23 protein-coding genes and 1 pseudogene are annotated in these 25,360 nt (G+C 65.3%); 12 read left to right on the plus strand and 12 right to left on the minus strand.

Annotated features, from left to right (window positions below; genetic code table 11):
• Positions 1-33 precede the first annotated feature (33 nt).
• A complete protein-coding gene (locus JQ586_RS26585; RefSeq protein WP_212397582.1) occupies positions 34-1,335 on the minus strand; it encodes an HlyD family secretion protein in 1,302 nt (433 codons plus the stop codon).
• Between the two features lie 186 nt (positions 1,336-1,521).
• Between JQ586_RS26585 and JQ586_RS26590 the strand changes: the two genes are divergently transcribed.
• Together JQ586_RS26590 and JQ586_RS26595 are read left to right on the plus strand one after the other, a co-directional pair.
• The gene (locus tag JQ586_RS26590; protein WP_212397583.1) at positions 1,522-2,163 is read left to right on the plus strand and encodes a TetR/AcrR family transcriptional regulator; all 642 of its coding nucleotides are present in this window, start codon (positions 1,522-1,524) and stop codon (positions 2,161-2,163) included.
• A gap of 108 nt (positions 2,164-2,271) precedes the next feature.
• Positions 2,272-2,775 carry a hypothetical protein gene (locus JQ586_RS26595; protein WP_212397584.1) on the plus strand — a complete coding sequence of 168 codons (504 nt, stop codon included), beginning with the start codon at positions 2,272-2,274 and terminating at the stop codon, positions 2,773-2,775.
• Between the two features lie 702 nt (positions 2,776-3,477).
• Here the strand turns inward: JQ586_RS26595 and cls are convergent.
• Positions 3,478-4,920: a cardiolipin synthase gene (gene cls, locus JQ586_RS26600; protein WP_212397585.1), complete on the minus strand. Its 1,443-nt coding sequence runs from the start codon at positions 4,918-4,920 to the stop codon at positions 3,478-3,480.
• Between the two features lie 237 nt (positions 4,921-5,157).
• Between cls and JQ586_RS26605 the strand changes: the two genes are divergently transcribed.
• Both JQ586_RS26605 and JQ586_RS26610 read left to right on the plus strand, forming a co-directional pair.
• Complete coding sequence (locus JQ586_RS26605) at positions 5,158-6,000, plus strand: GNAT family N-acetyltransferase (protein ID WP_212397586.1); 843 nt, start codon at positions 5,158-5,160, stop codon at positions 5,998-6,000.
• Positions 6,001-6,202: 202 nt separating this feature from the next.
• A complete protein-coding gene (locus JQ586_RS26610; protein ID WP_212397587.1) occupies positions 6,203-6,496 on the plus strand; it encodes a hypothetical protein in 294 nt (97 codons plus the stop codon).
• 99 nt (positions 6,497-6,595) lie between these two features.
• Here the strand turns inward: JQ586_RS26610 and JQ586_RS26615 are convergent, their stop codons facing one another.
• The 6 genes from JQ586_RS26615 to JQ586_RS26640 form a co-directional block, all read right to left on the minus strand.
• Complete coding sequence (locus JQ586_RS26615; RefSeq protein ID WP_212397588.1) at positions 6,596-9,268, minus strand: alpha/beta hydrolase fold domain-containing protein; 2,673 nt, start codon at positions 9,266-9,268, stop codon at positions 6,596-6,598.
• A gap of 212 nt (positions 9,269-9,480) precedes the next feature.
• Positions 9,481-10,185 (minus strand): SDR family oxidoreductase, encoded by a 705-nt coding sequence (locus JQ586_RS26620; RefSeq protein ID WP_212397589.1) that lies wholly within the window; start codon positions 10,183-10,185, stop codon positions 9,481-9,483.
• Positions 10,186-10,220: 35 nt separating this feature from the next.
• The gene (locus JQ586_RS26625) at positions 10,221-10,604 is read right to left on the minus strand and encodes a response regulator (RefSeq protein ID WP_212397590.1); all 384 of its coding nucleotides are present in this window, start codon (positions 10,602-10,604) and stop codon (positions 10,221-10,223) included.
• 106 nt (positions 10,605-10,710) lie between these two features.
• Complete coding sequence (locus tag JQ586_RS26630; RefSeq protein ID WP_212397591.1) at positions 10,711-11,961, minus strand: extensin family protein; 1,251 nt, start codon at positions 11,959-11,961, stop codon at positions 10,711-10,713.
• 430 nt (positions 11,962-12,391) lie between these two features.
• On the minus strand, positions 12,392-12,733 hold the full coding sequence (locus tag JQ586_RS26635; RefSeq protein WP_212397592.1) for a hypothetical protein: 342 nt from the start codon (positions 12,731-12,733) through the stop codon (positions 12,392-12,394).
• A gap of 110 nt (positions 12,734-12,843) precedes the next feature.
• Positions 12,844-13,662, minus strand: a complete 819-nt coding sequence (locus JQ586_RS26640; RefSeq protein ID WP_212397593.1) for a DUF2147 domain-containing protein — start codon at positions 13,660-13,662, stop codon at positions 12,844-12,846.
• A gap of 185 nt (positions 13,663-13,847) precedes the next feature.
• Between JQ586_RS26640 and JQ586_RS26645 the strand changes: the two genes are divergently transcribed.
• The 7 genes from JQ586_RS26645 to JQ586_RS26675 all read left to right on the plus strand — a co-directional run bounded on the left by JQ586_RS26645 (position 13,848) and on the right by JQ586_RS26675 (position 21,716).
• Positions 13,848-14,594, plus strand: coding sequence for a DUF2147 domain-containing protein (locus JQ586_RS26645; RefSeq protein WP_212397594.1), 747 nt, complete (start codon positions 13,848-13,850; stop codon positions 14,592-14,594).
• Between the two features lie 153 nt (positions 14,595-14,747).
• Entirely contained in the window at positions 14,748-15,854 is a 1,107-nt protein-coding gene (locus JQ586_RS26650) for a helix-turn-helix domain-containing protein (RefSeq protein ID WP_212397595.1), read from the plus strand.
• Positions 15,855-15,945: 91 nt separating this feature from the next.
• The gene (locus tag JQ586_RS26655) at positions 15,946-17,013 is read left to right on the plus strand and encodes a prolyl oligopeptidase family serine peptidase (protein ID WP_212397596.1); all 1,068 of its coding nucleotides are present in this window, start codon (positions 15,946-15,948) and stop codon (positions 17,011-17,013) included.
• A gap of 4 nt (positions 17,014-17,017) precedes the next feature.
• Positions 17,018-18,910, plus strand: a complete 1,893-nt coding sequence (locus tag JQ586_RS26660) for a PQQ-binding-like beta-propeller repeat protein (RefSeq protein ID WP_212397597.1) — start codon at positions 17,018-17,020, stop codon at positions 18,908-18,910.
• Between the two features lie 59 nt (positions 18,911-18,969).
• The gene (locus JQ586_RS26665) at positions 18,970-19,584 is read left to right on the plus strand and encodes an inner membrane-spanning protein YciB (protein WP_212397598.1); all 615 of its coding nucleotides are present in this window, start codon (positions 18,970-18,972) and stop codon (positions 19,582-19,584) included.
• Positions 19,585-19,711: 127 nt separating this feature from the next.
• Complete coding sequence (locus JQ586_RS26670; RefSeq protein WP_249148174.1) at positions 19,712-20,038, plus strand: hypothetical protein; 327 nt, start codon at positions 19,712-19,714, stop codon at positions 20,036-20,038.
• A 160-nt stretch (positions 20,039-20,198) separates the two neighbouring features.
• The gene (locus tag JQ586_RS26675) at positions 20,199-21,716 is read left to right on the plus strand and encodes a FecR domain-containing protein (protein WP_409411016.1); all 1,518 of its coding nucleotides are present in this window, start codon (positions 20,199-20,201) and stop codon (positions 21,714-21,716) included.
• Positions 21,717-21,762: 46 nt separating this feature from the next.
• On the opposite strand, the gene JQ586_RS26680 is transcribed toward JQ586_RS26675, so the two are convergent.
• The 3 genes from JQ586_RS26680 to JQ586_RS40660 all read right to left on the minus strand — a co-directional run bounded on the left by JQ586_RS26680 (position 21,763) and on the right by JQ586_RS40660 (position 22,840).
• A complete protein-coding gene (locus JQ586_RS26680) occupies positions 21,763-22,209 on the minus strand; it encodes a hypothetical protein (protein WP_212397600.1) in 447 nt (148 codons plus the stop codon).
• Between the two features lie 46 nt (positions 22,210-22,255).
• A complete protein-coding gene (locus JQ586_RS26685) occupies positions 22,256-22,561 on the minus strand; it encodes a nickel-binding protein (protein WP_212397601.1) in 306 nt (101 codons plus the stop codon).
• A gap of 90 nt (positions 22,562-22,651) precedes the next feature.
• On the minus strand, positions 22,652-22,840 hold the full coding sequence (locus JQ586_RS40660) for a hypothetical protein (protein WP_249148187.1): 189 nt from the start codon (positions 22,838-22,840) through the stop codon (positions 22,652-22,654).
• Between JQ586_RS40660 and JQ586_RS26690 the strand changes: the two genes are divergently transcribed.
• On the plus strand, positions 22,766-24,517 hold the full coding sequence (locus JQ586_RS26690) for a winged helix-turn-helix domain-containing protein (protein ID WP_312017028.1): 1,752 nt from the start codon (positions 22,766-22,768) through the stop codon (positions 24,515-24,517). The genes JQ586_RS40660 and JQ586_RS26690 overlap by 75 nt on opposite strands.
• Before the next feature lie 424 nt (positions 24,518-24,941).
• On the opposite strand, the pseudogene JQ586_RS41615 reads toward JQ586_RS26690, so the two are convergent.
• Positions 24,942-25,358: pseudogene (locus tag JQ586_RS41615) on the minus strand (NUDIX hydrolase); the annotation flags it as partial.
• Positions 25,359-25,360 lie beyond the last annotated feature (2 nt).

The raw sequence follows: 25,360 nt of genomic DNA on the forward strand, positions 1-25,360 counted from the left end.
GACCGTGGACCTGAGGCCCGAAGCCTCAAGGCATCACTGCGGATGGATCATCAGCGGCGAATCGAGATCGGCGTCGCTGTCGGCATCGGCGGCGCCCTCGCGGGTGTCGACGGTGGTGTAGACCGACATGCCGGCCCGCAACAGGCCCTGCCTGGCGACGCCGCGCGGCACGCGGATACGCACCGGCAGGCGCTGCACGATCTTGGTGAAGTTGCCGGTCGCATTGTCGGGCGGCAGCAGCGTGAACACCGAGCCAGCCGCCGGCGAGATGCTGTCGACGACGCCGGAGAATTTGCGGAAGCCGTAGGCGTCCACCTTGATCGTCACACTCTGACCGGGGCGGATGCGCTTGAGCTGGGTTTCCTTGTAATTGGCGTCGATGAAGACGTCGTCGAGCGGCACCACGTTGCCGAGCCGCTGGCCGAGCGTGACGTAGTCGCCGACATTGACGAGACGGTTGGAGAACGTGCCTTCGACCGGCGCGCGCACCTGGGTGAAGTCGAGATCGCGCTCGGCCTTGGCGAGCTGGGTCTTCAATTCGGCGAGCTGGGCGCGGGCCTCGGCCTGCTGCGCCTTGATCACCTCGACATTGTCCTTGGCCGAACCATAGGCCGCCTGCGACGAGCGCACCGCGGCAGCACCCTGGTCGCGGCCGGCCTCGGAGACCTCGAAGGTTGCGCGCGAGGCAAAGCCCTTGTTGCTCAGCGCCTGCTGGCGGTCGAAGTCGAGGTCAGCCCGCTTCAGGCCAGCTTCGGCGGAGACGAGTTGCGCCTGCGCCTGTTCGACCGCGCTCACCGCGGCCGCGACCTGGCGGCCGATGCGCTCGATCGTCGCTTCCTGGGTCGCGATCCTGGTGCGGGCGGCATCGACGGCGATCCTGTAGTCGCCGTCGTCGATACGGAAGACCACATCGCCGGCATGCACCAGCGCGTTGTCGCCGGGCATGATCGCGGCGATATGGCCTGCGACGCGGGCACCGAGCATGGTGTTGTTGGCGCGGACATAGGCGTCATCGGTCGAGACGTAGAACCGGCCGACCAGCATGTAGTAGGCGGCGTAGCTCGCGGCGGCGAGCGCCAGCGCGCCGATCACGCCCATCATGACGAATTTACGCTTGCCGGATTTCGGCGCAGCTGCGGTTGCAGCGGGTAGAGCTGCCGGCTTGTCCTCGGTCGCAGGCGCAGCCGGCACCTCGCCGGGACGGCGCCTGGCTTCATCGGAAGTGTGAGCCCTGGCCTGCTCGCCCGGATACGCGGCGGCGCGCGCTTCCTCGTCGGCGACCGTCCCCGGTTCGGACCGAACGATGCGCGCGGCCTGGTCTCTCGCTGCGGCCATAATTGGCCTCCCCACAAAAAAATCCCGCTGTCCCGCGCGCCCAACATAGGGCAAGCGGGTCATCCGGGTCCAAACGTATCATTGACCGAACCGTTCGGTCAATCTATATTCCCGTCCCACGGATTGTAATGCGTCGATACTTAACCCCCTGTTTTGAGTTGAATTCTTTCTTAAGAAGCTAAATCAATGGTTGCAGCATCCGCCAATCCCGTCCGCCTTGCCGAGGAGGACTCCTCGAAGCGCCGCCAGATCCTGGACGGCGCGCGCAAGGTGTTCATGGACCTGGGCTTTGACGGTGCCAGCATGGGCGAGATCGCCCGCGCCGCCGGGGTCTCCAAGGGCACGCTCTACGTCTATTTCGCTGACAAGGGCCGGCTGTTCGCGGCGATCGTCGAGGAAGAGAAGCTCGAGCAAGGCAAGATCGCCTTCAACTTCGATCCGGCGCGTGACGTCGACACCACCCTCCCCGAATTCGGCCGCGCCTACATCGCCGTGCTGTGCCGGCCCGGTGGCGGCTCGGCGATCCGCACCGTGATGGCGATCGCCGAACGGATGCCGGAGCTCGGCAGCGAGTTTTACACCCATGTGATCGCCCACACCGTCGATCGCTTCGCGGCCTATCTCGAGGCGCGCGGTGCACTCGGCGAGCTCGAGATCGAGAACTACCAGCTTGCAGCGTGGCAGTTCATGCAGATGTGCCAGGCCACGCTGTTCCAGGCGTTCATCTTCCAGGCCAAGCCCTCGCCCTCGCCCGAGCAGATCGCCACCGTGGTCGACAGCGCCACGCGCGTGTTCTTCGCGGCGTACCGGCCGAAGCAAGCGGGCTGAGATCCCACTCCGGACATCGGCTTGCGGATGCCATTGCCGCAGATCGAAGTTGCGCCCATATTCATCGAGCCGTCGCAGCCAACGCGGGCCCGGCGAAAGGGCAATCGGATGAGCGATGAACCGGACAAGGAGCGTTCCGAAGCGGACGCCGAACTTGAACGCGAAATCCGTCGAGGGCGAAAGTTCACCGCAAAAGAGGCGATAGCGCGGATGATCGGTCCGGGCGCGATGAAAGGCGGTTCCGCGGTCTCCAGAGTGCAACAAGCCGAGACGGAGATCGGGACGTGGCTAAGAAGCAACCTCACGGATTCGACGGGAGCATTGCAGGCGCTCCTCCACCGTCAGCTCAAGGGAAGCGAGTTGCTGCTCAACAACCTTGATCAGCCGCTCCTGGCCTTGGCGGCCTACTGCCGACAGGTTCTCGCCTCGGATCATCACCTCGAAGAACTCGTCCGCGAAGCCGACGTCGAATGGGGACGAAGGATGGATGAGCGGCCCCATTTCAACAAGGCAGGTTCTCCACCGCACCCGGACGACCCCTATACGAACGATTCCGTTCGCATGGCATTGGGCAAAATCCTGACCCAGATTTCCCAGGCGACAGGCCGATAGGTTGATCAGGCCGCTTAACGCCCGTGCCCGGTATCGCCCTCGTGTCTTCCGACAACGAGCGCCGGCGCGGTATTATGGCGCAAACGCCACAAGCTTTCTCCACGGGGGTGGATTGATCCAAATCAATAATGAGCACTCACCCACAAAGGCTAATGCCTGGCGGCGGTAAGCTTCGCAAGATGGGGAGGTTTCCATGGGCCGTTGTCTAATTGTCGTTGCAGCGATCAGCATGCTTGGCACATCAGCCCACGCGATGACTATGGCGGAGTGCAGGGAACAGTACAGAGCCGATCACGCCAAAGGAACCCTTGGGGTCAAGTCATGGCACGAATACCAGCCAAAGCGCTGCGGTATCCACCATGAGCCTAAGGCACCGAAACACGCGCCCAGCAAACAGCACTGAATTCACACCACCCGATTTACGATTAGCGCTCTCGCCAGGCCTGAGATCGCCGATCTAAATCCCTACCTTCGGCTCTACAGAAAGAGAAACGCAGCGAGCGCGACCGCGCCCGCCAAGATTGAGGCGTATCCGACAATCATGATCCAGTCGATAGGTCTGCTCGTCATGTTGGGACGGTTGTCCCAAATCTCAGCACGACGTTGACTTAGGTCAAATCTCCTCCAAAACCACCTGTTCAAGCTCTGGCGCGGCAACGCAGGCAAGAAAGAAGATCGCCGTGAACGATCCCCGCTTCAGCTTCATAGGAGCGGGCTGAAGAGCCGAGCCAAATGCTCCGCGAGCTTGGATCGGAACGGCCGCTTCCGCCATTGCTGCAGCTCGAGCGAACGACAATTCCGGATGTAGCGTTGCTGCTCCGACTTGAGGCGACCCGTCATGTCCAGGTCATGAATCACGAGGATATGCTCGGCATTGAGCGCAAACGAGCGGATGTCCATGTTGCTCGTGCCGACCAGGCCAATGGTATCGTCGATGGTCAGAAACTTGGCATGGAGGAAATTCTTTCGGTACAGGTGGACCCTGGCTCCCGCCTCAAGAAGCTCCTCATAGTACGATCGCTGGGCGTACGAAACGACGGGTTGATACCCTATCTCGGAAAAAACGAGGTGAACGTCCACGCCACGAAGTACAGCCGTTTCCAACGCCTGGAGCACAGGCTCGTCGGGAATAAAATACGGTGTGGTGATCTTGATCTGTTTGCGCGCGGCGTAGATCAGAGCAACGATCAGACGTTGGTTGTTCTGAGTTGGAAAATCCGGTCCGCTCGGCACGACCTGGATGGGGACCGATCCTGTGATTTCTGCATCTGGAAAAATGTCCTCGCTCTCAAGCACCTCGTCGGTTTCCAGGAACCAGTCCGCGGCGAAAATGTACTGCAGCTCCAGAACGGCAGGACCCGTCAGGCGCAGCACGAGTTCCTCGTAGGTGACCCCTGCCACGAAATCGGAGGCGACCAGGTTTTGCGAACCGGTGAACGCAGCCCGGCCGTCCACAATCGCGATCTTTCGATGGTTGCGCAGGTCCAGCCGTGCTCGTTTGTGGCCGAAGAGACTGACGGGCAGCATCTCCCTGACATTGACGCCCAACGCGGTCAGTTTCGGTATCAAGATGGGCAACGCGGCGCGAGAGCCCACGGAATCGACGAGCACCCGGCACGCCACACCACGCTCGACTGCTCGGCCCAGTGCAGCAATCACGGGGGCTGTTGCGGTATCGGCGGCAAACAAGAAATACAGCAAATGGACGTGGTTCTTGGCGTGGTCGATCTCAGCCGCCAGGCGAGCAAGGATGGCGTTGTAGTCTATCAGGATCTCCGCGTCGTTTCCCCCGAGCGATGGCATATAGCCAAGCCTTTCCGCCAGGTAACCAGTCCACTCAAGTCCGGGCATCACCTCGGGGCGGAAAACGTTTGGATGATTGAGAACGCGCTCGCGAACCTTGGCCATGGCCTGAGGCAGCCTGGCCATCTGTTGAACCCGCCAGCGAGACATTGTCGGCCGGCCAATCAGGACGTAAAGCAACAGGCCGATCCACGGTTCGAAAAAGATCAGCAGCAACCAACCTTTTGCTGCCGCCGGACTGCGCCTGAATGGCACGACCGCAAGCATGACCAACCGGATCGTCCATTCGCTGAGAAAGAAGACCCAGGCAAACCAATGCAGGACGATCTGGACGAAACCCATGACATCCTCAGGTCAGGCGACTGCCGCACTGCGACACACTGTCCGTCGCCTTCTACCACCGAGACAAGCGTAAGAGTATAGAGCGCGACGCGACGGAGCAGCGCGTGCGAAAGGACCCGGTCGTGAACTGGGCCAGTACCCGTATTTCAAGAATGGCCACGCAACTCGCGATGACGGGGACCGATTGGCGCGCTAGTCTGCCTCAGCCGACGCCAATTCGAGGTGATCATCTCCGTCATGAGCGACCTCACCATCCGACACATGCGGCCGGACGAGATTCCGCTCGCGCTGGACTGGGCCGCGGCCGAGGGCTGGAATCCCGGTCTCGCAGATGCCACCTGCTTTGGCGCCGAAGATCCGGCGGGATTCTTCATCGGCGAGTTCGACGGGCAGCCGGCCGCGGTCATCTCCTGCATCAATTATGGCGCACGTTTCGCCTTCCTGGGCTTCTACATCGTGCGTCCGGATCTGCGCGGCCGCGGCCATGGCCTGCGCATCTGGAACACCGCGATCGCGCATTCGCGTCCACGCGTGATCGGGCTCGATGGCGTGGTGGCGCAGCAGGCGAACTATCGGAAGTCCGGTTTTGAGCTCGCCTACGCCAATGTGCGCTACGGTGGCACGGTCGCCGCGCCGCCAGCGCCGAACGGCGACGTCATCGCGCTGACCGACGTGCCCGCAGCGACCCTCGCCGCCGATGATGCGACGGTGTTTCCGGCACCGCGCGCGGCATTCCTGCGTGCCTGGATCCAGGCACCCATGCATCTCGGCCGCGCGCTCATGCGCGATGGCAGACTGGCCGGCTGGGGCGTGATCCGCCCGTGCCGCAGCGGCCGCAAGATCGGTCCGCTTGTCGCCGACGACCGCGCAACTGCCGAAATCGTTCTGGCGGCATTGCTCGCCGGCACGGGCGGCGGCGAGATCTTCTTCGATGTTCCCGCCATCAACCGTGACGCGATCGCGCTCGCTCACGACCTCGGACTCTCGCCGGTGTTCGAGACCGCGCGCATGTACACCGGCGCGATCCCGCAATTGCAACTGCAGCGGATATTCGGTGTCACGACATTCGAACTGGGCTAGTCGGCGATGGGAAATTGAAGCCCTGCTGCCTGCGCGCAATCGCCGCATGCGACAACGCCGGTTCCGTCCGACCGGCTGTGAAGCGGCTCACATTGCGATCATGTGGTTCAGACTTATACCTCAGGTTGAACGACGGGAACGCCGGTTCGGCAGCACGTCGTTCGTCACGCACTGCGGCCACCCACGACACCGGAGGTATCACATGGCATTCCTGTTCGCTCACACCCGCAGCATGGGCCTCAGCGACGCACTCGCCAATATCGGCGAGCTCAAGGGCGTCATTGCCAACACGCTGAAGCAAAGCGGCTTCAGCGACGTCATCAACAATCAGGCCGAAGTTGCCGGAAACAAGAACGGCGTGCGCCTCTCGATCCTGCATTTGCACATCGCGGATCGGCAGTTCTGGCAGGTGTTCATGGCCGGTGGCGACACCGCCGCCACCCAGCAGATGCTCAACGATGTCGTGAACAAGGTCGAGCACCTCGCCTTCCTTTGAGGGCAGTACCGGCCGGAGAAAGCGGGTCGCGCGACGGCGCCGCACCTCACAGCGGCATGCCGCCGTCATTGCGCGTTCCTCGCAATGACGGCCGCCGCCTCAGTCCGCCGCCACGTTGATCTTCGGCGCGCTGCGCTCGCCTTGCTCCAGTTCCTCAGGCAACCCGGCGAAGCGTCGCAGCGCGCGCGCCATCCTGGCGCGGCCGCTGACGCCGGTGATGATGACGTCGACCATCGTGAAGGACGAGTGGAATTGGCCGTGCGCCTTGAACTGCTCGACCGGAACGCCGGCCTTCGCCAGCGCCTCGCCATAGGCCACGCCCTCGTCGCGAAGCGGATCGAATTCGCAGGTCGTGATGAAGGCCGGCGGCAGGCCTTCGAGCTTGCCGCGCAGCGGCGAGACCCGCGGATCGGTGCGGTCGGCGGGCGAGCAATAGATGTCCCAGAACCAGTACATCAGCCCGCGCGTCAGGAAGTAGCCGGTCGCGTTGTCGACATAGGAGGGACGATCGAAGCTGCAGTCGGTGACCGGGCACACCAGCAATTGCCCGGCGATGTCCACTCCGCCGCGATCGCGCGCGAGCTGGCAGGTGACGGCCGCGATGTTGCCGCCGGCGCTCCAGCCTGCGACGAGCACCGGCCCCGCCCTGCCACCGAGCTCGGCAGTATGCGCGGCGATCCAGCGCGCCGCGGCGTAGCCGTCCTCGGCGGCCGCCGGGAAGCGATGCTCGGGCGCATGGCGATAGCCGACGCTGACGATGATCATGCCGGTGCGCCGGCACATGTCGCGACAGAATGGATCGTCGGATTCCTCGTCGCCCAGCACCCAGCCGCCGCCGTGGAAATAGACCACGATCGGATGCGGCCCCGGCGTCGCCGGACGGTAGAGCTTGTACGGCAACGGCCCGTCGGCACCCTGCAACATGCCGGTGCCGACCTCGCCGACCGGACGTCCCGCGGGACGGCCCTTGTTGAACTCGTTGAGGAAGTCGCGCGCGCCCTGCGCGCCCATCGTCTCGATCGGCGGCAGGTTCATCTCGGCGAGCATGCCGAGCACGAGGCGCACATCGGGCTGCAACCGCACCACCTCGCCGTCATTGCATTGCTCGGCAACGTCGGGTCCCGTGAGCTTGAAGCCGAGCATGCCGCGGCTGACGACCTCGTTGCAGATGCTGCGATACGGGCCGACGCCGCCGGTATAGGGCATCACGCCCTGTGGCTTGCCCGGCACGTTGGCGCCGGTGTACCAGGTGTTGGCGAGCCGGTGCAGCGTCAGCGTCGCGCAATCGGCCATGTGCCGCTCCCAGCCGGCCTGTGCCGTCCCGGTCGCTTCCATCGTGGTGAAGCCGGCCTCACGCAGCTGCATCAGGCGATCCACCACCCAATCGACATGCTGCTCGATCGAGACAGCCATGTTCGACAGCACCGACGGACTGCCGGGCCCGGTGACCATGAAGAGGTTGGGGAAACCCGCGACCGTGAGCCCGAGATAGGTCTGCGGCCCGTGCGCCCAGACATCAGACAGCGACTTGCCGCCGCGCCCGGTGATCGGATGCACCGCCATGATCGCGCCGGTCATCGCGTCGAAGCCGGTCGCGAACACGATGACGTCGACATCGAAGCTGCGCTTGTCGGTCGTGATGCCACTTGCCGTGATCGTCTTGATCGGCTCCTGCCGCAGATTGACCAGCGTCACGTTGGGACGGTTGTAGGTCGCATAGTAGTTGGTATCGAGGCAGGGACGCTTGGCGCCGAACGGATGATCGTGCGGCGTCAGCGCCGCGGCAATCTCCGGATCCTTGACGACACCCTTGATCTTCTCGCGGATCAGGTCGGCAACCACGGTGTTGCCGTCGACATCGACGCCCTGATCGGCCCAGAGCTGCGTCAGGATGTGCACGAGATCGCCGGCGGCCCATGCGGTCTCGAAGCGCTCTCGGCGTTCGGCGTCGCTGAGCTGCCAGCTCACCACCGTCTGCTGCGGATACGGCACGCCGGCCATCGACCAGCGCGCCTGCTCGCGATAGGCGGCGCGGTCGGTCTCGAAGTAGGTCTTGCGATCCTCCGGTGACGGGCCGTTGCCCGCGGGTAGCGCGAAGTTCGGCGTGCGCTGGAACACGGTGAGCTGGGCGGCCTGCTCGGCGATCAGCGGGATCGACTGGATGCCCGAGGAGCCCGTGCCGATCACCGCGACGCGCTTGCCCTTGAGGTCGACACCGTCATGCGGCCAGCGGCCGGTGAAATAGATCTTGCCCTTGAAATCCTTGACGCCGTCGATCTCCGGCGGCTTCGGCGCCGACAGGCAGCCGGTCGCCATGATGTAGTTGCGGCACGACACGGACGCGCCCTTGTCGGTCGCGATCAGCCAGCGCTCGCTGGCATCATCCCAGGTCGCCTGCGTGACGCGGGTGCCGAAGCGAATGTCGCGGCGCAGATCGTAGCGATCGGCGACGAAGCCGAAGTAACGGAGGATTTCCGGCTGGGTCGCGTATTTCTCCGACCAGGTCCAGGCGGTGTCGAGTTCCGGATCGAACGTGTAGCCGTAGTCGATGGTCTGGATGTCGCAGCGCGCGCCGGGATAGCGGTTCCAGTACCAGGTGCCGCCGACGTCGCCGCCCTCCTCGATCACGACGGCGGAGAAGCCGGCCTTGCGCAGCCGATGCAGGAGATAGAGACCGGCGAAGCCCGCGCCGACGACCGCGACGTCGACCTGCTGTACGGTTCCGCCGCGTGTCTCGTTCGAAGCGCGTGCTGCAAATGCTGCGTCTGGCATGCCATTCCTCCCACAGGTTTGATTTTGGAGGAAGGCTAGTCCTGACCCCTCAGTTTGTCATCACGACAAATGCAATCTGAGGCAGCGTGTAGACGCAACTTGTCTGGCCGCCGTGCTTGCGGAACTGCTTGGTCGCTTCAGCGAGAAATTGCTTTGCAATCTTGTCGCGAGCTCCTCGCGATGCGACGTTGCAGTGTCAACGTTGCAGTGTCTCAAACCGACCGCATCAATCCGCCATCGACGCGGATGTTCTGACCAGTGATGTAGGCGGCGCCGTCGGAGGCGAGGAAGGCGATCGTCGCGGCGATCTCCTCGGCCTTGCCATAACGCTGCATCGGCACGCTCTGGCGGCGCTCCTCGTTCGCCGGCAGGCTGTCGATCCAGCCCGGCAGCACGTTGTTCATGCGGACATTGTCGGCGGCGTAGCTGTCGGTGAACAATTTCGTGAATGCGGCGAGACCGGCGCGGAATACGGCCGAGGTCGGGAACATCGCGCTCGGCTCGAACGCCCAGGCGCTCGAGATGTTGATGATCGCGCCTGATTTCTGCGCCTGCATGATCGGTGCGACCAGGCGCGCCGGGCGGATCACGTTCAGGAGATAGACATCGAGGCCGGTATGCCATTGCTCGTCGGTCAATTCCAGCACCGGCGCGCGCGGGCCATGGCCGGCGCTGTTGACCAGTGCATCGATGCGGCCCCAGCGCGCCATCACGCCGTCGACGGCGCGCTTCAGGTCGTCGTTCGAGCGGTTGGAGCCGGTGAAGCCGAGGCCGCCGAGTTCGTTCGCGAGCGTCTCGCCCTTGCCCGATGACGACATGATCGCGACCTGAAATCCGTCCGCCGCAAGCCGGCGTGCCGCCGCTGCGCCCATGCCGCTGCCGCCCGCAGTGACGAGCGCGACCTTCGTTGCTGCCATGATCGATTATCCCGTGATGTTGAGCCGGACGCCGGCTATGCCTTCGCAGCGTCCTTGAGCAGTTTCGTCACCTCCGCGACCAGCTCGTCGGGCGAGAACGGCTTTTGCAGCAGCACGCTATCAGGCACGCCCTTGGTCGGCCACTCGTCGCCACCGCCGCCCGTAATGTAGAGCACCGGAAAGGCCGGATCGACCTCGCGGGCACCACGCGCCACGCGCCAGCCGTCGAGCCGGCCGAGCAGGCGAATATCGGTGACCAGGGCGCTGTATTTGGTGCGGAATGCCTTCAGCAAGGTCAGCGCTTCCTCGCCCGAGCCTGCTATCGCCGGTTCGAAGCCGCCATCCTTCAAGGCGTCCTCAACCAGTGATTGAAGGTCACGATCGTCTTCGATGACGAGAATGATCGGCGCGTCTGGCAAAGCTTCCCCCTGAAAATCGCCGGGCGCGCCCGGCTCCGCGAGGATATGCAGTAAAAAATGGCTACCGTTTGCACGGTACCGGGCAAAATGATGGGCGTGGACAGCTTTATTCGTCTGTCGCGTCGTCCTCGTCGTCCCCGGACTTGCCCCGCGGAACGGACGGCTTGCGCCCGCCCAGCGATCCTGTCGCATATGGATCGCGCGCTGCATAGGGGCCATGGCCGCCGGCACGTGCAGCAACCTCCTCGCCGGAGCGGGCGGCCGGCTCGCAGATGAAACGACGGCTGGCGCGCCGCATCAGGTCCACGTGGATGTGGTCATAGTGATAGACATTGGATCCTGGCGCAAGCACGGTCGTGAACTGCTGGCAGGCCGCGGCCTGGACGTCGCGCAGAAAACCTTGCTCCTCCGGCAGGCCCTTCCAGCCATCCTTCACCGAGATGCGGCGGCCGTCGGACAGCGTGAAGGCGGCGATGTCGAGCGCGTTGCCGAAGGCGTGCTCGGAAATATGAGCGTGCGGATTGCCGTTCATGCCGCGGCAGGAATAGGCGGAGATCTGCTTGATCTCGACCACGCGCGCACCGAACCAGCGCTGCGCCGCAGGTTGCACCGAATCGGCCAGCCAGCGCTCGAGCACCGAGACGATCGGGCACGCCAATGTCGCCGCCGGCTTCACCGCAACCGGGCCAACCGCCATCACCTGATTACCGTTCGACGGTCCGAGCCGCGGCGGCGAAGCCGTGCCGGGCTGCTGATATTCGGGCTGGTGGGCATACGGCGCTGGCGAATAGAGCGGGGCTGCGCTGTCGCGCTGCGGATTGGCCGGCAACCCCGGATAATAGGGCTTGCGACCTCGCGGCTCGGGCGAGCCTTCGGGAGGCAGGTCGATCTCGTCCTGTTGCGGCTCGACGCCAGGTGCGGTGAGCGAGATCGGGCCGCCCGGTTGCGCACCGTAACCCGGTTGCGCACCGTAACCCGGTTGCGCGCCGTAATTCGGCTGGCTGACGACCTGGTCGGAGTAAGGGGCCTGCGCCGGCCGCTGGTTGATCGGCCAGCGCGGCTGATTGCCGATCGGCGCCGGCGGACGCAGATCGTCGACATATCCGTAGGCCGAGTTGCCCTCGCCGATTGCAGAGACCTTGAGCGGAAACTCCGCGCCGCAGGCGCCGGGACCGGAAATCGGGTCGATGCGAACGAGGTCGGGACCTTCCTTGACCGCGCCTGATTTCAGGCATGCGGCCTCGGCCTCGGCTCGCCACGGTTCGCGCTCGGCAGTCTGAAACAGACCGCGCCCGCAACCAGCCAGCGAGACAAGGACCAGGGAGCCGACGAGATACAAACGAACTCCACGCGTCATGCGCGCAGGTTCGGCGAATTTATTTAAAGACTCTTCAACGCATTGATTTCACGTGTTTTTAACCATGCGCGGGAACCCGCCTGAAGCATCGCGGATGCCGATCGACAGCGGAACTGACTTTTTTGGCCGGGAACGCCTTGCTAGCTTGATGGTTAATGCGGGCAGCGTTGTGAACCAATGGAGCTTCCAATGCACTCCGCGAGTCCTCTGCTGAGCAAGCTGAGCATTGTGGCCGCGTACCTCGCGTTAGCCTTCGTCGGCGCAATCATCCTCGGCGTGTTCTAGGCCATCTGATCAAGGCAGAATTTCGCGCCCGGCGGCCCGTGCCCCGCCGGGCGTTTTGATTTGGGGCTGATGCACGGGGCTTCATCCGCCGCCGCTGCGAGCGCTGGCGCAGCAAGCCATCGCGCCACAGGCATCGCGTATCACATCAAAAATTCGAGCAGTCCGAGCCGGTGATGCCGCCGATCTTGAAGTCATGGCAGATCAGGCCGGGATTGTCGGGATCGGGATAGCCGTCGTCGGGTTTCGCACGTTCGCGGATCGTGCGGCTGAAGCGCCAGCCGCGGGCGCGCATGCAGCTCTTGTATTGCCGTGACGTCGGCGTGCCGTTCTGCGGCGCGCCGAACTGCGCATCGCAGAACGCGGCGTCGACATGCAGCGCGTCGTCGCCGCGCTTCTGCTTCAGCATGTTGTTGTAGATATCGTTGTCGGCATGGGCGGCGGCGACGCTGCCGACGAGCAGCAGCGCGACCAGGCTCAGGCGCTTCATGGTTGCCTCCATCGCTTGCAGGATAGCTTGACCCCTGTCGGTCGCGCGCGATGGAGCCGAGGGTTCGACGTCAGTCGATTACAAATTGGACACGTGGAGATGATCCGTTATCAGGAGTGTGGCTCGACCTGCTGCCGCTGCGTGATCATGTGCTGCGGCGGGCGCGAGGCCCGGATCCAGTCGGTGCCAGTGCAATAGAACCGGCCGAGCGCGCAGGCCTCGACCCGCAGCGTGCCGATGCCCTTCAGCTCGATCGTGCCGTAATAGATGTTGCCGCTGTCGTGGCTGTAGACGCTGCCGCTCCATTGCGCATCCTGCTTTCGCTTCATGTTGATCAGCACGGATTCGCCGAGATCGCGCGTGGCCCTGTCGAGCGTGTAACCGCACAGCGCGCGGCCGCACAGGCGGATGCGCACGAGGTTGCCGGTTTCGGTCTCCCAGTCACCGACCGGCCCCTCGGCCGGTTCGTCGCCGGTCTCGTGCGACACACGCACGACGTGCGGTGCCGGGCGCGCAGGCTCGGGCGGCATCACGGCCGGCGGAGGCGGTGCAGGCGGAGCCACCACAACGGGCTGCGGAGCCGGCGCGCTGAACACGCGTGGTGGGGGCGGAGGTGACGCCGGTGGGGCAACGACGGGTGGCGTCGCGACCGGCGCGGGCTTGGTAGACTCAGGCGGACGAGTGGCAATCGGTGCTTCGGGAATCGCGCCCGTCATTGCAGGCGCCGGCGGAGGGCTCTTCGCGCTGCCATGACAATCTCCGCCGTCATCCCGCCGGGACTGGCCGGAGACCGAGAGACAGGAGAACGAGCGGCATCGCACGGAATTGACGTGAATGCGATGGCCGGCGATCGAAAACGAGATGCCGTTGCCGGCATAAGCCGACGAACTGAGCAGCATTAGCGCGATGAGCAGGGAGGAGCGCTTCATCGAGGCCTCCGGGGTATCGCGCACGAGGCTAGCTTCACTGCACTCACGGTGATGTGAGGTGAGTCACGCGCCGGCTCGCCGTGCGGCCTGTGACGCATGTCACGGAAGACGGCGGCGAGGCCGGCTAGCTTCCACGCCAGATCGACGCACGGCGCATCCGCCGTTCAACGCTCAAGGAGGCTCTGATGAGGAAGCTCGTTGCGATCGCCGCGCTGTTGATGGCCACCACCTCCGCCCATGCCGGCGGCTCCGGCATCACCATCCAGATCGACGGCCAGCGCATCCGTGTCGAGGCGCCGCGCAATTGCAATGCTTTGTCCTGCATCCGCATCGCCGCGCCGGGCTACAACGGCACGCTCAGCGGCATCAATCTGAAGGGCCTCGGCTCGAAGGCCGACGATGACGACGACGTCGCGTCGACGACATCGGCACCGTCTGCGCCCGACTATGCGCCCGCTCCGGTCCAGGCCACGGCACCGCGGCCACAGCCCCCAGCGCCCGTTGCAACATCAGTCGCGCCGCCTGCGCCGCCCTCGACGGTAGCGACCGCAGACCCCGCACCTGATAATGCCGCGCCCGCTCCCGTCGCCGCGCAGCCCGCGCCGCAGCTGCAACCTGCTCCGGTCTCTGCCGCGCCGACACCTGCTCCGACCGGGCCGATCGGCATCTGGGCCACCGAGGAGAACAAGGGCAACGTCCGCGTCGAGGCTTGCGGCGACAATCTCTGCGGCTATTCGGTCAAGAGCAACGAAAGAATCCTGATCAACATGAAGCCCGACGGAAATAAATGGAGCGGCCGCATCCACGATCCCGACTCCGGCCGCAACTATGACTCGACGATCGCGATGAAGGGCCCGAACGCGATGCGCGTGCAGGGCTGTGCCTTCGGCGGCATGTTCTGCGGCGGTCAGACCTGGAAGCGGGTCAGCTAATTCGGAGTGATTTCAATGCCCGCTTCCGCCCGGCCACCGGCGGCAAGCGGGCATTCGCAATTAAAAGTGTGCCGAACCGCCGCTTCATGGAGATCATCCGGCACGGTATAACAGGGCCATCGTTGATTTGAGAATCCGCGGAGGCGGCTGACGATGGCGTTGACGGCTCTTGATCTCGGCCTCCGCGGAGCGGTGGTCGGGCTGTTCCTGGTGGTTTGCGCAGTGCTGCTGCTGCGTTACACGACGGTGCACCGCGCCGCGAGCCTCGGTGCCGCCATGGGCGTCGCCGGCGCGGCCTACGCGATTTCGACCGCGCCTTTCTTTCCGACCTGGTCGTTCGGCTGGAGCACGCCCTTCGTCGCGCTCGGCATGAGCTGCCCCGTCATCCTGTGGCTGTGGGCGCGCATGCTTTTCGACGAACAGTTTGTCCTGCGGCCCCGACATGCCGCGATCTGGGTGCTGATGGCCGGCCTTGGCGTCGTGGCCTGCAACGGCTGGACCAGCTGGCCCGGCCTCGCAGCGACATGCGGACGCGTGCTGGCGTCAGCGTCGATCGCCTTCGCCGTTCTGGCGCTCGCTCAATCGGCGAAAGGTTGGCGGAAGGCCATGACGATAGCGCGCGGCCGGCTGCTCGTCGCGCTGCTGATCGGCATCAGCAGCCAGACCGTGCTCAGCGCCTCCGCCGGGCTCGCCGGAATTCCTAACCGGTCCACCAGCCTCACAGCCGCCTGCGCGCTCGGCGCCTTCGCGGTGATCTCGATCTGGATGATGCTGTTCATCCCCCCGGAGAGCCAGCCGGTCGTTGCCGGCGCGAACGACGATGGCGGCCGGGCCTCCGGATCGCTCGTGCGCGCCAACCCCTCGGCACCCGATCGCGCCGCGCTCCGTCGCCTGGAACATCTGATGACGACCGAGCGGACCTACCGTCGGGAGGGGCTGACCATTGGCCTCTTGGCAGCCCGGCTCGGAATGCCGGAATACCGGCTGCGAACGCTGATCAATGACGGGCTCGGTCACCGGAACTTCAACGCCTTCCTCAACCGCTACCGGATCGACGAGGCCAAGGCCGCACTCGCCGATCTCGGCCAGGCCGACGTGCCGGTGCTGACCATCGCGCTCGACGCCGGGTTCCAGTCGCTCGCGCCTTTCAACCGCGCCTTCAAGGCCGACACCGGACTGACGCCGACCGAATTTCGCAGGCGAGCGGCGGCCGGGAAGCGGAGCCGGGATGTCGAGGCAGAAATCGCCCATTCGAGCTGACAAATCGCTCCTCGATTTCAAAATTCGATAGGCCCAAAGCCCCGCAATCCCGTTAGTTTTGCCGCGACGGTATCGCTTCGGGACCTCGCAGGTGAACAAGGTTGCACTTTTGGCCACCGCGTTGCTGGGCCTGCTGGCCCGGCCCTGCACCGCGGCCGCAGTGACGTGGGAATGCCCCGCGGGCTATCAGGTCCATGAAGGGCTCAACGTCGGCTTTCCCCACAAGGGATTGCAGCGATCGTTCTGGGTCTATCCGCCGGCCGACAACACCAGGCCTGCCCCGGTCTGGGTGCCGCTGACCGGCACCGTGGAATCGACCAACGGCAACCTCACCGCGCCCCGCAGCGGCGCCAATGCGCTGATGGCCCAGCAGGGTTTCCTGGTGATCGGGCCAGTGCGCCAATGCGCCGACGGCGATCCGGCCTATACCGGGGCGCGCTGCAACGGCCCCGGCGCGGACGGCTGGATCTGGCGGCCCTGGAACGAGGGCCGCGCCGCAAGCCCAGGCGGCGATCGCTGGAAGCAGGACGCCGGTCCCGATGCGAGCTTCTTCCAGGCGGCAATCAAATGCGTCGGCACCCGATGGAAGCTCGATCCCAATAGTCTCTATATCGGCGGCATCTCCTCCGGCGGCACCATGACCAACCGGGCGCTGTTGTTCGACTCCGATTTCTGGGCTGGCGGCATGGCGATCTCGGGCGAATGGTACGTCACGCGCGACGATGGAACGGGCCTTGCCTTCAACGACGCACGCAGCTTCGTTGCCGCCAATCCCGACAAGATCGTTCAGGGCCGGGCCGGACCCTATCCGCTGCCGGCGCGGCTTGGGCCGATGATCGTCATCACGGTCTGGGGCGGCGACAAGGACCTCTGGGATTGCGGCCCGCCGATCGGCCCCTGCGCGGACTACCGGCCGGCGACGCAGGCAAGCTCCAACTTCTTTGCCGCCCAGCCCGACGTGGTGCATATCGCATGCAGCTCGAGCCATGGACACATGTGGCCGCAGATCAACACCCAGGCCTTCAACACCTGGGCCCTGAAGACGATGGCCTCGCATCCGAAAGGCACAAGCGCCAAGGACTTCGTGCTCGTACCGCCACCGGACGGCTATCAATGCCGCATCGGTCGCTTCACCGATCACTATCCGGAGCGGAGGTGATCGCATGGGCATCGCACGCGTCGGTACATGGTTGCTGTTGGCAATGACGCTGCCTCTGGCTGCGTCCGCGACCGATGATCCCGCGCCGGCAATTGCGAACGGCAAGATGCTGTACGAAGCACGCTGCGCCGGCTGCCACGATCGCGCCAGCGACCGCACGCCGTCACGCGACATCCTGGCGCATAATCCACCTGCCTTCATCCTCAATGCGATGCGTGGAGTGATGGCGCCGATGGCCGCCGGCCTGTCCGACGACGAGATGAAGGCGGTCGCCCTCTATCTCGGCGCCGCGGCGGCGCCGCAGCCCGGCGATCCCAATCCGAACGCGATCTGGGGCCCCTCGTCCGCGCAGATGCCGCTGGACGGCCCGAGATGCGAGGGACCACCGCCGCCGATCGATCTGTCCGCGGCACAGTGGAACGGCTGGAGTCTTCGGCCGGACAACGCGCGCTATCAGCCGAACCCCGGATTCGCCGCAGCCGACGTGCCGCGGCTCAAGGTCAAATGGGCCTTCCACTATCCCGGTTCGAAGAACGGCCAGGCCACCGTCATCGGCAATCGGCTCTATGTGACGAGCATGTCGGGCGCGGTCTATGCGCTCGATGCGCGCTCTGGCTGCGTGTACTGGCGATTTGATTCACTCGCGGCGACACGCTCCAGCGTCTCGATCGGTCCGATCGCGAACCGGCCGGGCCATCGCTACGCGCTCTATTTCTCGGACTGGACCAAGAGCGCGGTCGCGATCGACGCCGAAACCGGCGAGCCGCTGTGGCGCACCAAGGTCGATGACAGCTCGGGGCTCCAGATGACGGGGTCGCCGACACTCTATCACGGTGTGCTGCTGGTGCCGATCTCGACCGGCAACGAGGCGTATGCACGCAACGACGACTATGTCTGCTGCAAGTTCATCGGCTCGCTGGTCGCGCTCGATGCCAATAGCGGCGAGATCCTCTGGAAGACCTACACGACCGACAAGAAGCCCGAGCCCTATCGGCTGAACGCCAAGGGCAGGCAGATGTGGGGGCCCTCCGGCGGTTCGATCTGGAGCGCACCGACGATCGACCCGGCACGCGGCCTGATCTATGTCGCCACCTCCAACTCGCACACCGACGCCTTCCATGACGGCGCCGATTCCGTGATCGCGATGGATTTCAAGACCGGCGCCATCAGATGGAAGAACCAGCTGCTGAAGGACGACAATTACATCAATGGCTGCCCGGCCGCCGCCAACTGCCCGCAACCGGTCGGACCTGATTTCGCGCTCGGTGACTCCGTCATCCTGCATACTCTGAAGGACGGCAGGCAGATGCTGATCGCCGGCCAGAAGTCGGGCGACGTCTACGCGCTCGATCCCGACGCCGACGGCAAGATCGTCTGGCGCCATCGCCTGAGCAGCGGCAGTGCGCTCGGCGGCGTGGAGTTCGGCTCGGCGGCAGATGACGACAATGTCTATGTCGGCATCTCCGACGTGGTGAATTTCCGCGATCCAAAACCCGGGCTGACCGCGATCCGGATCGCCGACGGCGCCATCCTGTGGAATACGCCGGCGCCGGGTACGCCCTGCCGCTGGAGCAACATCTTCTGCTCCGGCGCGATCTCGATGGCCGTCACCGCGATATCGGGCGTGGCTTTCGCGGCCTCGATGGACGGGCATTTCCGCGCCTATGCGACAGCTGACGGCAGCATCGTCTGGGACTTCAACACGTCGGCCGACCCGATCACCGACGTGCTCGGCAAGCCGGCCTATGGCGGCGTGATGGATGGAGCCGGGCCGACGATCGTGAACGGCATGGTCTATGTCCATTCCGGCTATGCCGGACGATCGACCGCGAACATCCGCGACCTCAAGGGCAGAGAAGGCAATCTGCTGATCGCCTTCTCGGTCGACGGCAGATAACCCAGGGCATCAATCGGCGCAGCGCGCTGCGCAACAAGAGAAGCGGAGTTCAACGGGCGATGAAGGATTTTCTCAATGCGGCCAAGCTGCTGCTGCTCGACCTGGCGTCGACCCTCGTCTTTCTCGTCCTGTTCCTGCTGACGCACAACACGTTGCTCTCGGTCGGACTCGGCATCGCGTTCGGCGTCGCGCAGATTGGTATCCGGCTGGTCCGCGGCAGGCAGATCGGCGCCATGGAATGGCTGAGCCTGTTCCTGGTCGTCGCCGCGGGCACCGCGACACTGCTCACCCATGACCCGCGATTCGTGCTGATCAAGCCGAGCGTGATGTACGCGATCGTCGGCGTCGTGATGCTCAAGCCCGGCTGGCTCAACCGCTATCTGCCCGAGATCGCCAAGGCGGTCATCCCGGACGTCGCGCTCGTGGTCGGCTACGTGTGGGCGGGGCTGATGTTCGTCTCGGCCATGGTGAACGCATTCGTCGCACTGACCTGCGACGTGGCCACGTGGGCCATGGTGATGCCGGTCTACGGCATGGTCAGCAAGATCGTCGTGTTCCTCGGCGGATTTGCCGCGATGCGCCTCATCGGCCGCCGCCGCATCCTCGCGATGCCAGAAGCCCAGCGCAATGCCGTGCTGGCGCTCGATGGTCGCGCGGCGACGGCGTCACCGTAACGGAAGCGTCCGCACGGCCTCTCGACGAAACCATTTCGCCGCTGCGATGAAGCATTGCGGAAACGAAGCGTCCCTAGTGGTGGCAGCGGACACGCACCGCTCCGGTGCGGTGAACAAGGGGGACATCATGGCTTTCACCGCTTCTGCGCGCCGTCACGGCAAGCTCTTCGCCGCCAGCGTCTTCGCGCTGGGCCTGCTGACGTCGGCTTCCCATGCCTACACGCAGGAGCAGCAGCAGATGTGCACCGGCGATGCGATGCGGCTGTGCGGCGCGGAAATTCCCGACGTCGATCGCGTGACCGCCTGCATGATCCGCCAGCGCGCGCTGCTCAGCGACGCCTGCAAGGCCGTATTCCAGTATGTGCCGCCAACGTCGGCGGCGCAGCCTGCGAGCTATTCCCCCGCAACCAGGCCGGGCAAGCCGCTGACCATCGCCCCGAATAAGCGCGGCTGAGGATTCCCCGGACGCAAGACAGGCACCGCTCCTCCCTGACGTGGTGCGGTGCTTGATCGTCACGGCGTGCCATGACAACAAGTGCGGACCGTTCATTCGGCATTCAGCCTGACACGGCTCAATTGCCGGTCCGTCAAATGCTTCCCGGGAATTGATGGTGATGCGGCGCCCGCTCCTTTTCGCGCTTCTGCTTGCCGGTGTCATGACGGGCAGGCCCGCGCAGGTCGTGGCGGCGCCGGAGTTGATTCAATATGCACAGGCGCAGCCGGCACAGACGCCGGCCCCGGCGCCCGGTGCTGCACCGGCAACGCCGGCGACACCGGCGCCGGCGGCAAACACGCAGGCCACTGCCCCGGAGCCGATCGGCAACGTCGCGACCTTGACCGGCACGGCGACCGTGAAGCGCAACAACACCACGACGCCGCTGCAGATCCGCGACGATATTTTCCCCAACGACGAGATCGCCACCGCGCCGACCTCTTCACTTGGCATCACCTTCACCGACGGCACCACGTTCGACCTGCGGGCCAACGCCAGGATCGTCATCGACAACTATGTCTATCAGGACGGCGGACAGCAGAACAACGCGCTGTTCGATGTCGCCAAGGGAACGGCAGCCTTCGTCGCCGCCGCGGTCGCCAAGACAGGCAACATGAAGATCTCGACGCCGACCGCGACCCTCGGCATTCGCGGCACCACCGGCCTTGTCGAGGTGCCGGAAGGCGCGACCGCGGCCAGCAACAACGTCGGGATCAAGCTCTATCCCGACGCCGACGGGCATGTCGGCCGCATCGAGGTTGCCGATCGCAGCGGTGCCTCGCTCGGCGTGCTGACGCAGGGCGCCAGCGGCTTTGCGATTCGTCCCGGTGCAGGCGGCGCGCGCTTCGCCGCGGTGCCGCTGACGATCTCGCCGCAGCAGATCGCGCGCGACCAGGGTTTTGTGCGCCAGGTGCACGCCGCGCAGACGCTCGGCCGCCAGGTCGTCAGCGAGCAGCGCGACTTCCGCCGCGCCAATCCCGACTTCCGCCGCAACAATCCGGCCGCGCCCTATCCGAACCGCGGTCAGCCGGTGCAGCCGTCCCAGCCGCGGCCGAACGGATTGCCGGGTCAGAACCGCAACGCGCCGCAGCAGCAGCCGGGTCAGCCGAACCGTCCGGGCCAGCCGCCGCCGCAGAACCGTCCCGGCCAGCCGCAGCAACCCGGCGTGCCGGGCCGGCAGGGCTCGCAGCAACCCGGCACGCAGCAGCAGGGCGCCGCGCAGCACAGCCTGCCCGGCCAGCCGGGCGGTGCAGCGCTGCCGCGCGCGCCGGGCGCGCCGACCCCGGCCGGGCAACAGCCGGCAGGACAGCAGCCTGCCCGCCAGGGCGCCGCGCCACAGCCGGGCAGCCAACCGGTCAACCGCCAGGGCGGCGTGCAGCCGCTGGGTCCGCGCATGCCCTCAGGCACCCAGCCGCCGGGCGGCGTACGACCGCCGGGCACGCCGCAGCAAAACGGTGCGCTGCCGCCTGCGCTCCGCCCGCAGGGTCAGCCGCACCTGCCGGGATTCCAGCAGGCCCTGCCCGGTCTGCTACGGCCCGGCCTGCCACCACGGCCCGGTTTGCCGCGGCCCGGCCTCCTGCAACGGCACCCGCCTGCGCTGAAGCCTGCGAAGCCGCCGCCAAAGGACATCCGCAACTGAACCGCGGACCGTCGGCCTGTCGTGGACGTACCTTGTGTTGGCCGGCCTACTGCACGCGACGATCGGCTCGGGCGGGCATGGCGGACGCGACAATCCAGCCTCTGTCCCAACGGACAAAGCGGTCCGGGCCGCAATGAAGACGAGCGACCTGTTGCATTCGCCCGACACGATGATCCCGTGCAACCGGCCCTTCCGTCCTGGTGAACACGGGCGAGGACCAGCTTGCAACCATGAGCCCGATCAGCGCACTTCGAACGATCAGCCGGGAGCAGCCGGTGCGGACATTGCCGTCCCTTGCCCGCGGATCGACGAACCTGCGCAGCCCGAAGCGGCTGACCTGCCGCGCGCGATTTGCAAGCATGCTCGCCACCGTCTGATTGACGATCCGGTGGAAGCGCAAAAGAAGAATGGAAAAATATCCGAGCAATGAACCTATTGCTGGCTCCTTGAATAAAGGCGACATCAGCGTTTCCTTGATTGAAGCATGGCGCACCGGGTCATCGTGAACCGCGATGCGCCATCATGACGCCTCGCACGCGTCATTCAGCGGCAACTGGCGACTCCGCGGGATCGATGCGCACCACGACTGTGGTCGCGACCTTGTAGAATTCCTCGCCGGGCATGCCGACGCGGCGCGCATGCTCGCGGATCGACTCGGCGTCCTTCGCCTCGTAGATGCAGAATGTGCCGATGCGACCATCTGCCTCATGCACCACATAACTGCGAATCCACCGGACGCAGTCCGGCATCTGTTCATCGCCAATTCGGGCCGACGTCGCACCGGCGAGCTCCAGCTCGCGCATGTCTGCCCACGCGCTCGGACGGCGAATGACGTACAGTTCCATCGGAATCTCCTCGGTTGCGGCCGTTGCACGGCTGGCTGCGACAATCGCGGGCCATGATGGAGCTATAGCCGTCGCCGATGCGGATCGTCCTTACCGCGGGCTGATCATTGTCTGATCTTTGCCTGAACCTTTTCCGGCAACGCCGGACTCATCGACATGGCTTTCGTATTTGGACCGTTCGAGCTTGATGAAGCTCGCCGCGTTGTGTTGTGCGCGCGGCAAGAGGTCGCAATGCAGCCACGCGTCTTCGATCTGCTGGTCTACCTCGTTCGCCATCACGATCGCGTCATCTCCAAGGATGAACTTCTGGACGCCGTGTGGTCTGAAGTCACGGTAACCGACAATTCGCTCCAGCGCGCCGTGAGTTCGTTGCGAGCGGTGCTTCGCCAGGGCGGCATGGCGAGCGTGATCCGAAACGTGCCGGGCAAGGGATATCGCTTCTGCTTCGACGGCGAGACCACCCGGCCAGTCGAATCCGGTGAAAGGGACGTCGACCGGATTTCCGGTGCGACAGGCCTTGCCCGACGCGCGGCTTCTTCGCAATTGTGGCTCCAGGCTGCAACGCTGTTCGAAAGCGCGGATGAAGGCGGCCTGCTCACCGGCGAGGACTTGCGCAGCTGGGCGCTTGCCCTGCAATGTCTCGGCAAACCCACAGCTGCCATTCCGTTGCTGGTTCGCGCAGTCAGTACCCGCACCAGGGCGGGTGATGCAGTCGGGGCCGCCATCGACGCGATCACGCTCTCGGGCCTGCACTTCGAGAGCGGTCAGGCTGCGATTGGGCAGGGTTGGCTCGCGCGCGCCGAGGACTGGGCGTCCGGGCTCGACGATCCTGCGACGACCGCCCTGATCCTGTGGATGAAGTCGAAGCTGGCCGCATTCGATGGAGAGCTGGAACAGGCGCTCTCGCTGGCGGAGATCGCTTACGCAACCGTGCAAAACAAGGGCGCGGCCAACGTTGAGGCCCTCAGCCTTGCCTATCGAGGCTTCTATCGGCTGTGCCTCGGTGACACGCGCCGCGGACTGGCCGATCAGGACCACGCGGCTGCGCTTGCATTGTCCAGCAGCAATCTCGATCCGATCCTGGGCGGCATACTCTATTGCAATGTCCTGTGGGCCGCCCGGATGTTCGGAGACTGGGCGCGAGCCGACCAGTGGACCCTGAGTTACCAGAATTTCTGCTCGGGCAGCGGCATGGAATTGACCGGATCGTGCCAGCTCCACCGTTCCGAGGTCCTTGGCATCAGGGGCTCGCTGCACGAAGCATTGTCCCGCATTCAGGATTCGCTCGCCCGCCTGTCAAGCGATGCGCCTTGGTCGACCGGCGACGCCAATCGGGTGCTGGGCGATATCCAGGCCGCCATCGGCAACGATGACGCGGCATTGGAAGCCTATGACAGGGCCTATTCGTTCGGATGGTGCCCGGAGCCGGGCCACGCGATGCTGTTGCTGACGAGAGGCGAAGCGGAAGCAGCCCATGCCAGCCTCGAACGGAGCCTGATCGGCAAGACCTGGTGGACCTTGCAGCGGCGGGGAATTCTGCTCGCCCACCTGGCGCTGGTTGCTGCGCATACGCACCGGAACGACCAGGCGGAGGCGTTGATCGGAGAACTTTCCGGAAGCCCCGATCGCTGGCCGATGCCGTCGATTCGCGCTCTCACGAACGAGGCGCAGGCGATCCTCGCTCTCGCCCGGGGGGATCACGAAACAGCCATGCAGCACCTGCACCTTGCCCGGCAACTCTGGTCGAGCGTCGGCGGGCGAGTCCATGCGGTACGGCTGCGGCTCCAGATCTCCAGGCTTCAGTTCGAACGCGACGACATTCGTGGCGCCATGGCCGAAGTTCACGCGGCCCGGCTCATCGCCAGCGAATTGGGCGCCCGCAAGCTCGAGGCTGAATGCATCGCCTTGCAGCGCGACATCGATGGCCGCGCAAACGGCTCCGCGCTGGTCGCCTAAAATTTTTCCCATTCCGAAAGCGAATGCGTGGTGCTCAGGCCGCGCGGCGCAGCCAGTCCCGCACCCACTGGATCAGATTCTTGCGCACGGCCTGCTCTGGCTCGGTGGCGACCGGTTCGACATCGGGGGCGAACGACGGCGGCTCGACCGGCGCAGTTTCGTGCACGATTTGCTCCGTCTCGAGCACATCAGGCGCAGCCATGACGGATTCCTGCGCGAAGGACGGCAACGCGGCCTGCTCGTCCGTCCCGGCTTGCACGACGACCGGTGTGTCCACGACCGTCGGCGTCTCGGCGAGCACCGGCGTTTCGGCAATTGACGCCTCGGTGACCGCGGGCGGGTCCGTCACGACCGGAAGCTCTGCAGCCAGGCGGCGGCGCTTCTCCGCGGCGACCGCGCGCGCGCGGGCACGCCGCGTGCGCTCGGCAAGCGCTGCCGCCTGTAGCGCGATCGGACCGACATTCTCGAGAAACGCGCGCTCATAGCCGCGTGACAGCCGCTCGAGCGCCTCATCGAGCGGCAGCCAGTCGACCGCCCTGACATCATTCATCAGCCCGCGCACCGGCTTGTCGCCGGCATCCATGCGCCAGTAATGCACGACCTTGGAACGGCCGCCCGATTCATAGACCAGCGTACCCAGGAACTCATGCACGTCGACGGCGTGACCGGTTTCCTCCAGCACCTCGCGCTCGGCGGCGGCGCGCGGCGTCTCGCCGTCATCGAGCTTGCCCTTGGGGAGCACCCATTCATTGCGCTTGCGCAGGCGCACGACGGCGAAGCGCGGCGGCGTCTCCCGCCGCAGCACAATGCCTCCCGCCGCCATGACAGGCGTCCGCGCCATCT

Origin of the sequence: Bradyrhizobium jicamae (assembly GCF_018130215.1) — a bacterium.
Lineage (GTDB): Bacteria > Pseudomonadota > Alphaproteobacteria > Rhizobiales > Xanthobacteraceae > Bradyrhizobium > Bradyrhizobium jicamae_A.

Bases quoted from the DNA above. Each gene is read 5' to 3' on its own strand.
- JQ586_RS26590 (WP_212397583.1), top strand. From the start codon at position 1,522: ATGGTTGCAGCATCCGCCAATCCCGTCCGCCTTGCCGAGGAGGACTCC.
- JQ586_RS26670 (WP_249148174.1), top strand. From the start codon at position 19,712: ATGGCTTTCACCGCTTCTGCGCGCCGTCACGGCAAGCTCTTCGCCGCC.
- JQ586_RS26585 (WP_212397582.1), bottom strand. From the start codon at position 1,335: ATGGCCGCAGCGAGAGACCAGGCCGCGCGCATCGTTCGGTCCGAACCG.
- cls (WP_212397585.1), bottom strand. From the start codon at position 4,920: ATGGGTTTCGTCCAGATCGTCCTGCATTGGTTTGCCTGGGTCTTCTTT.
- JQ586_RS26595 (WP_212397584.1), top strand. From the start codon at position 2,272: ATGAGCGATGAACCGGACAAGGAGCGTTCCGAAGCGGACGCCGAACTT.
- JQ586_RS26620 (WP_212397589.1), bottom strand. From the start codon at position 10,185: ATGGCAGCAACGAAGGTCGCGCTCGTCACTGCGGGCGGCAGCGGCATG.
- JQ586_RS26605 (WP_212397586.1), top strand. From the start codon at position 5,158: ATGAGCGACCTCACCATCCGACACATGCGGCCGGACGAGATTCCGCTC.
- JQ586_RS26675 (WP_409411016.1), top strand. From the start codon at position 20,199: ATGCGGCGCCCGCTCCTTTTCGCGCTTCTGCTTGCCGGTGTCATGACG.
- JQ586_RS26610 (WP_212397587.1), top strand. From the start codon at position 6,203: ATGGCATTCCTGTTCGCTCACACCCGCAGCATGGGCCTCAGCGACGCA.
- JQ586_RS26615 (WP_212397588.1), bottom strand. From the start codon at position 9,268: ATGCCAGACGCAGCATTTGCAGCACGCGCTTCGAACGAGACACGCGGC.
- JQ586_RS26650 (WP_212397595.1), top strand. From the start codon at position 14,748: ATGGCGTTGACGGCTCTTGATCTCGGCCTCCGCGGAGCGGTGGTCGGG.
- JQ586_RS26665 (WP_212397598.1), top strand. From the start codon at position 18,970: ATGAAGGATTTTCTCAATGCGGCCAAGCTGCTGCTGCTCGACCTGGCG.
- JQ586_RS26640 (WP_212397593.1), bottom strand. From the start codon at position 13,662: ATGAAGCGCTCCTCCCTGCTCATCGCGCTAATGCTGCTCAGTTCGTCG.
- JQ586_RS26630 (WP_212397591.1), bottom strand. From the start codon at position 11,961: ATGACGCGTGGAGTTCGTTTGTATCTCGTCGGCTCCCTGGTCCTTGTC.
- JQ586_RS26645 (WP_212397594.1), top strand. From the start codon at position 13,848: ATGAGGAAGCTCGTTGCGATCGCCGCGCTGTTGATGGCCACCACCTCC.
- JQ586_RS26660 (WP_212397597.1), top strand. From the start codon at position 17,018: ATGGGCATCGCACGCGTCGGTACATGGTTGCTGTTGGCAATGACGCTG.
- JQ586_RS26635 (WP_212397592.1), bottom strand. From the start codon at position 12,733: ATGAAGCGCCTGAGCCTGGTCGCGCTGCTGCTCGTCGGCAGCGTCGCC.
- JQ586_RS26685 (WP_212397601.1), bottom strand. From the start codon at position 22,561: ATGGAACTGTACGTCATTCGCCGTCCGAGCGCGTGGGCAGACATGCGC.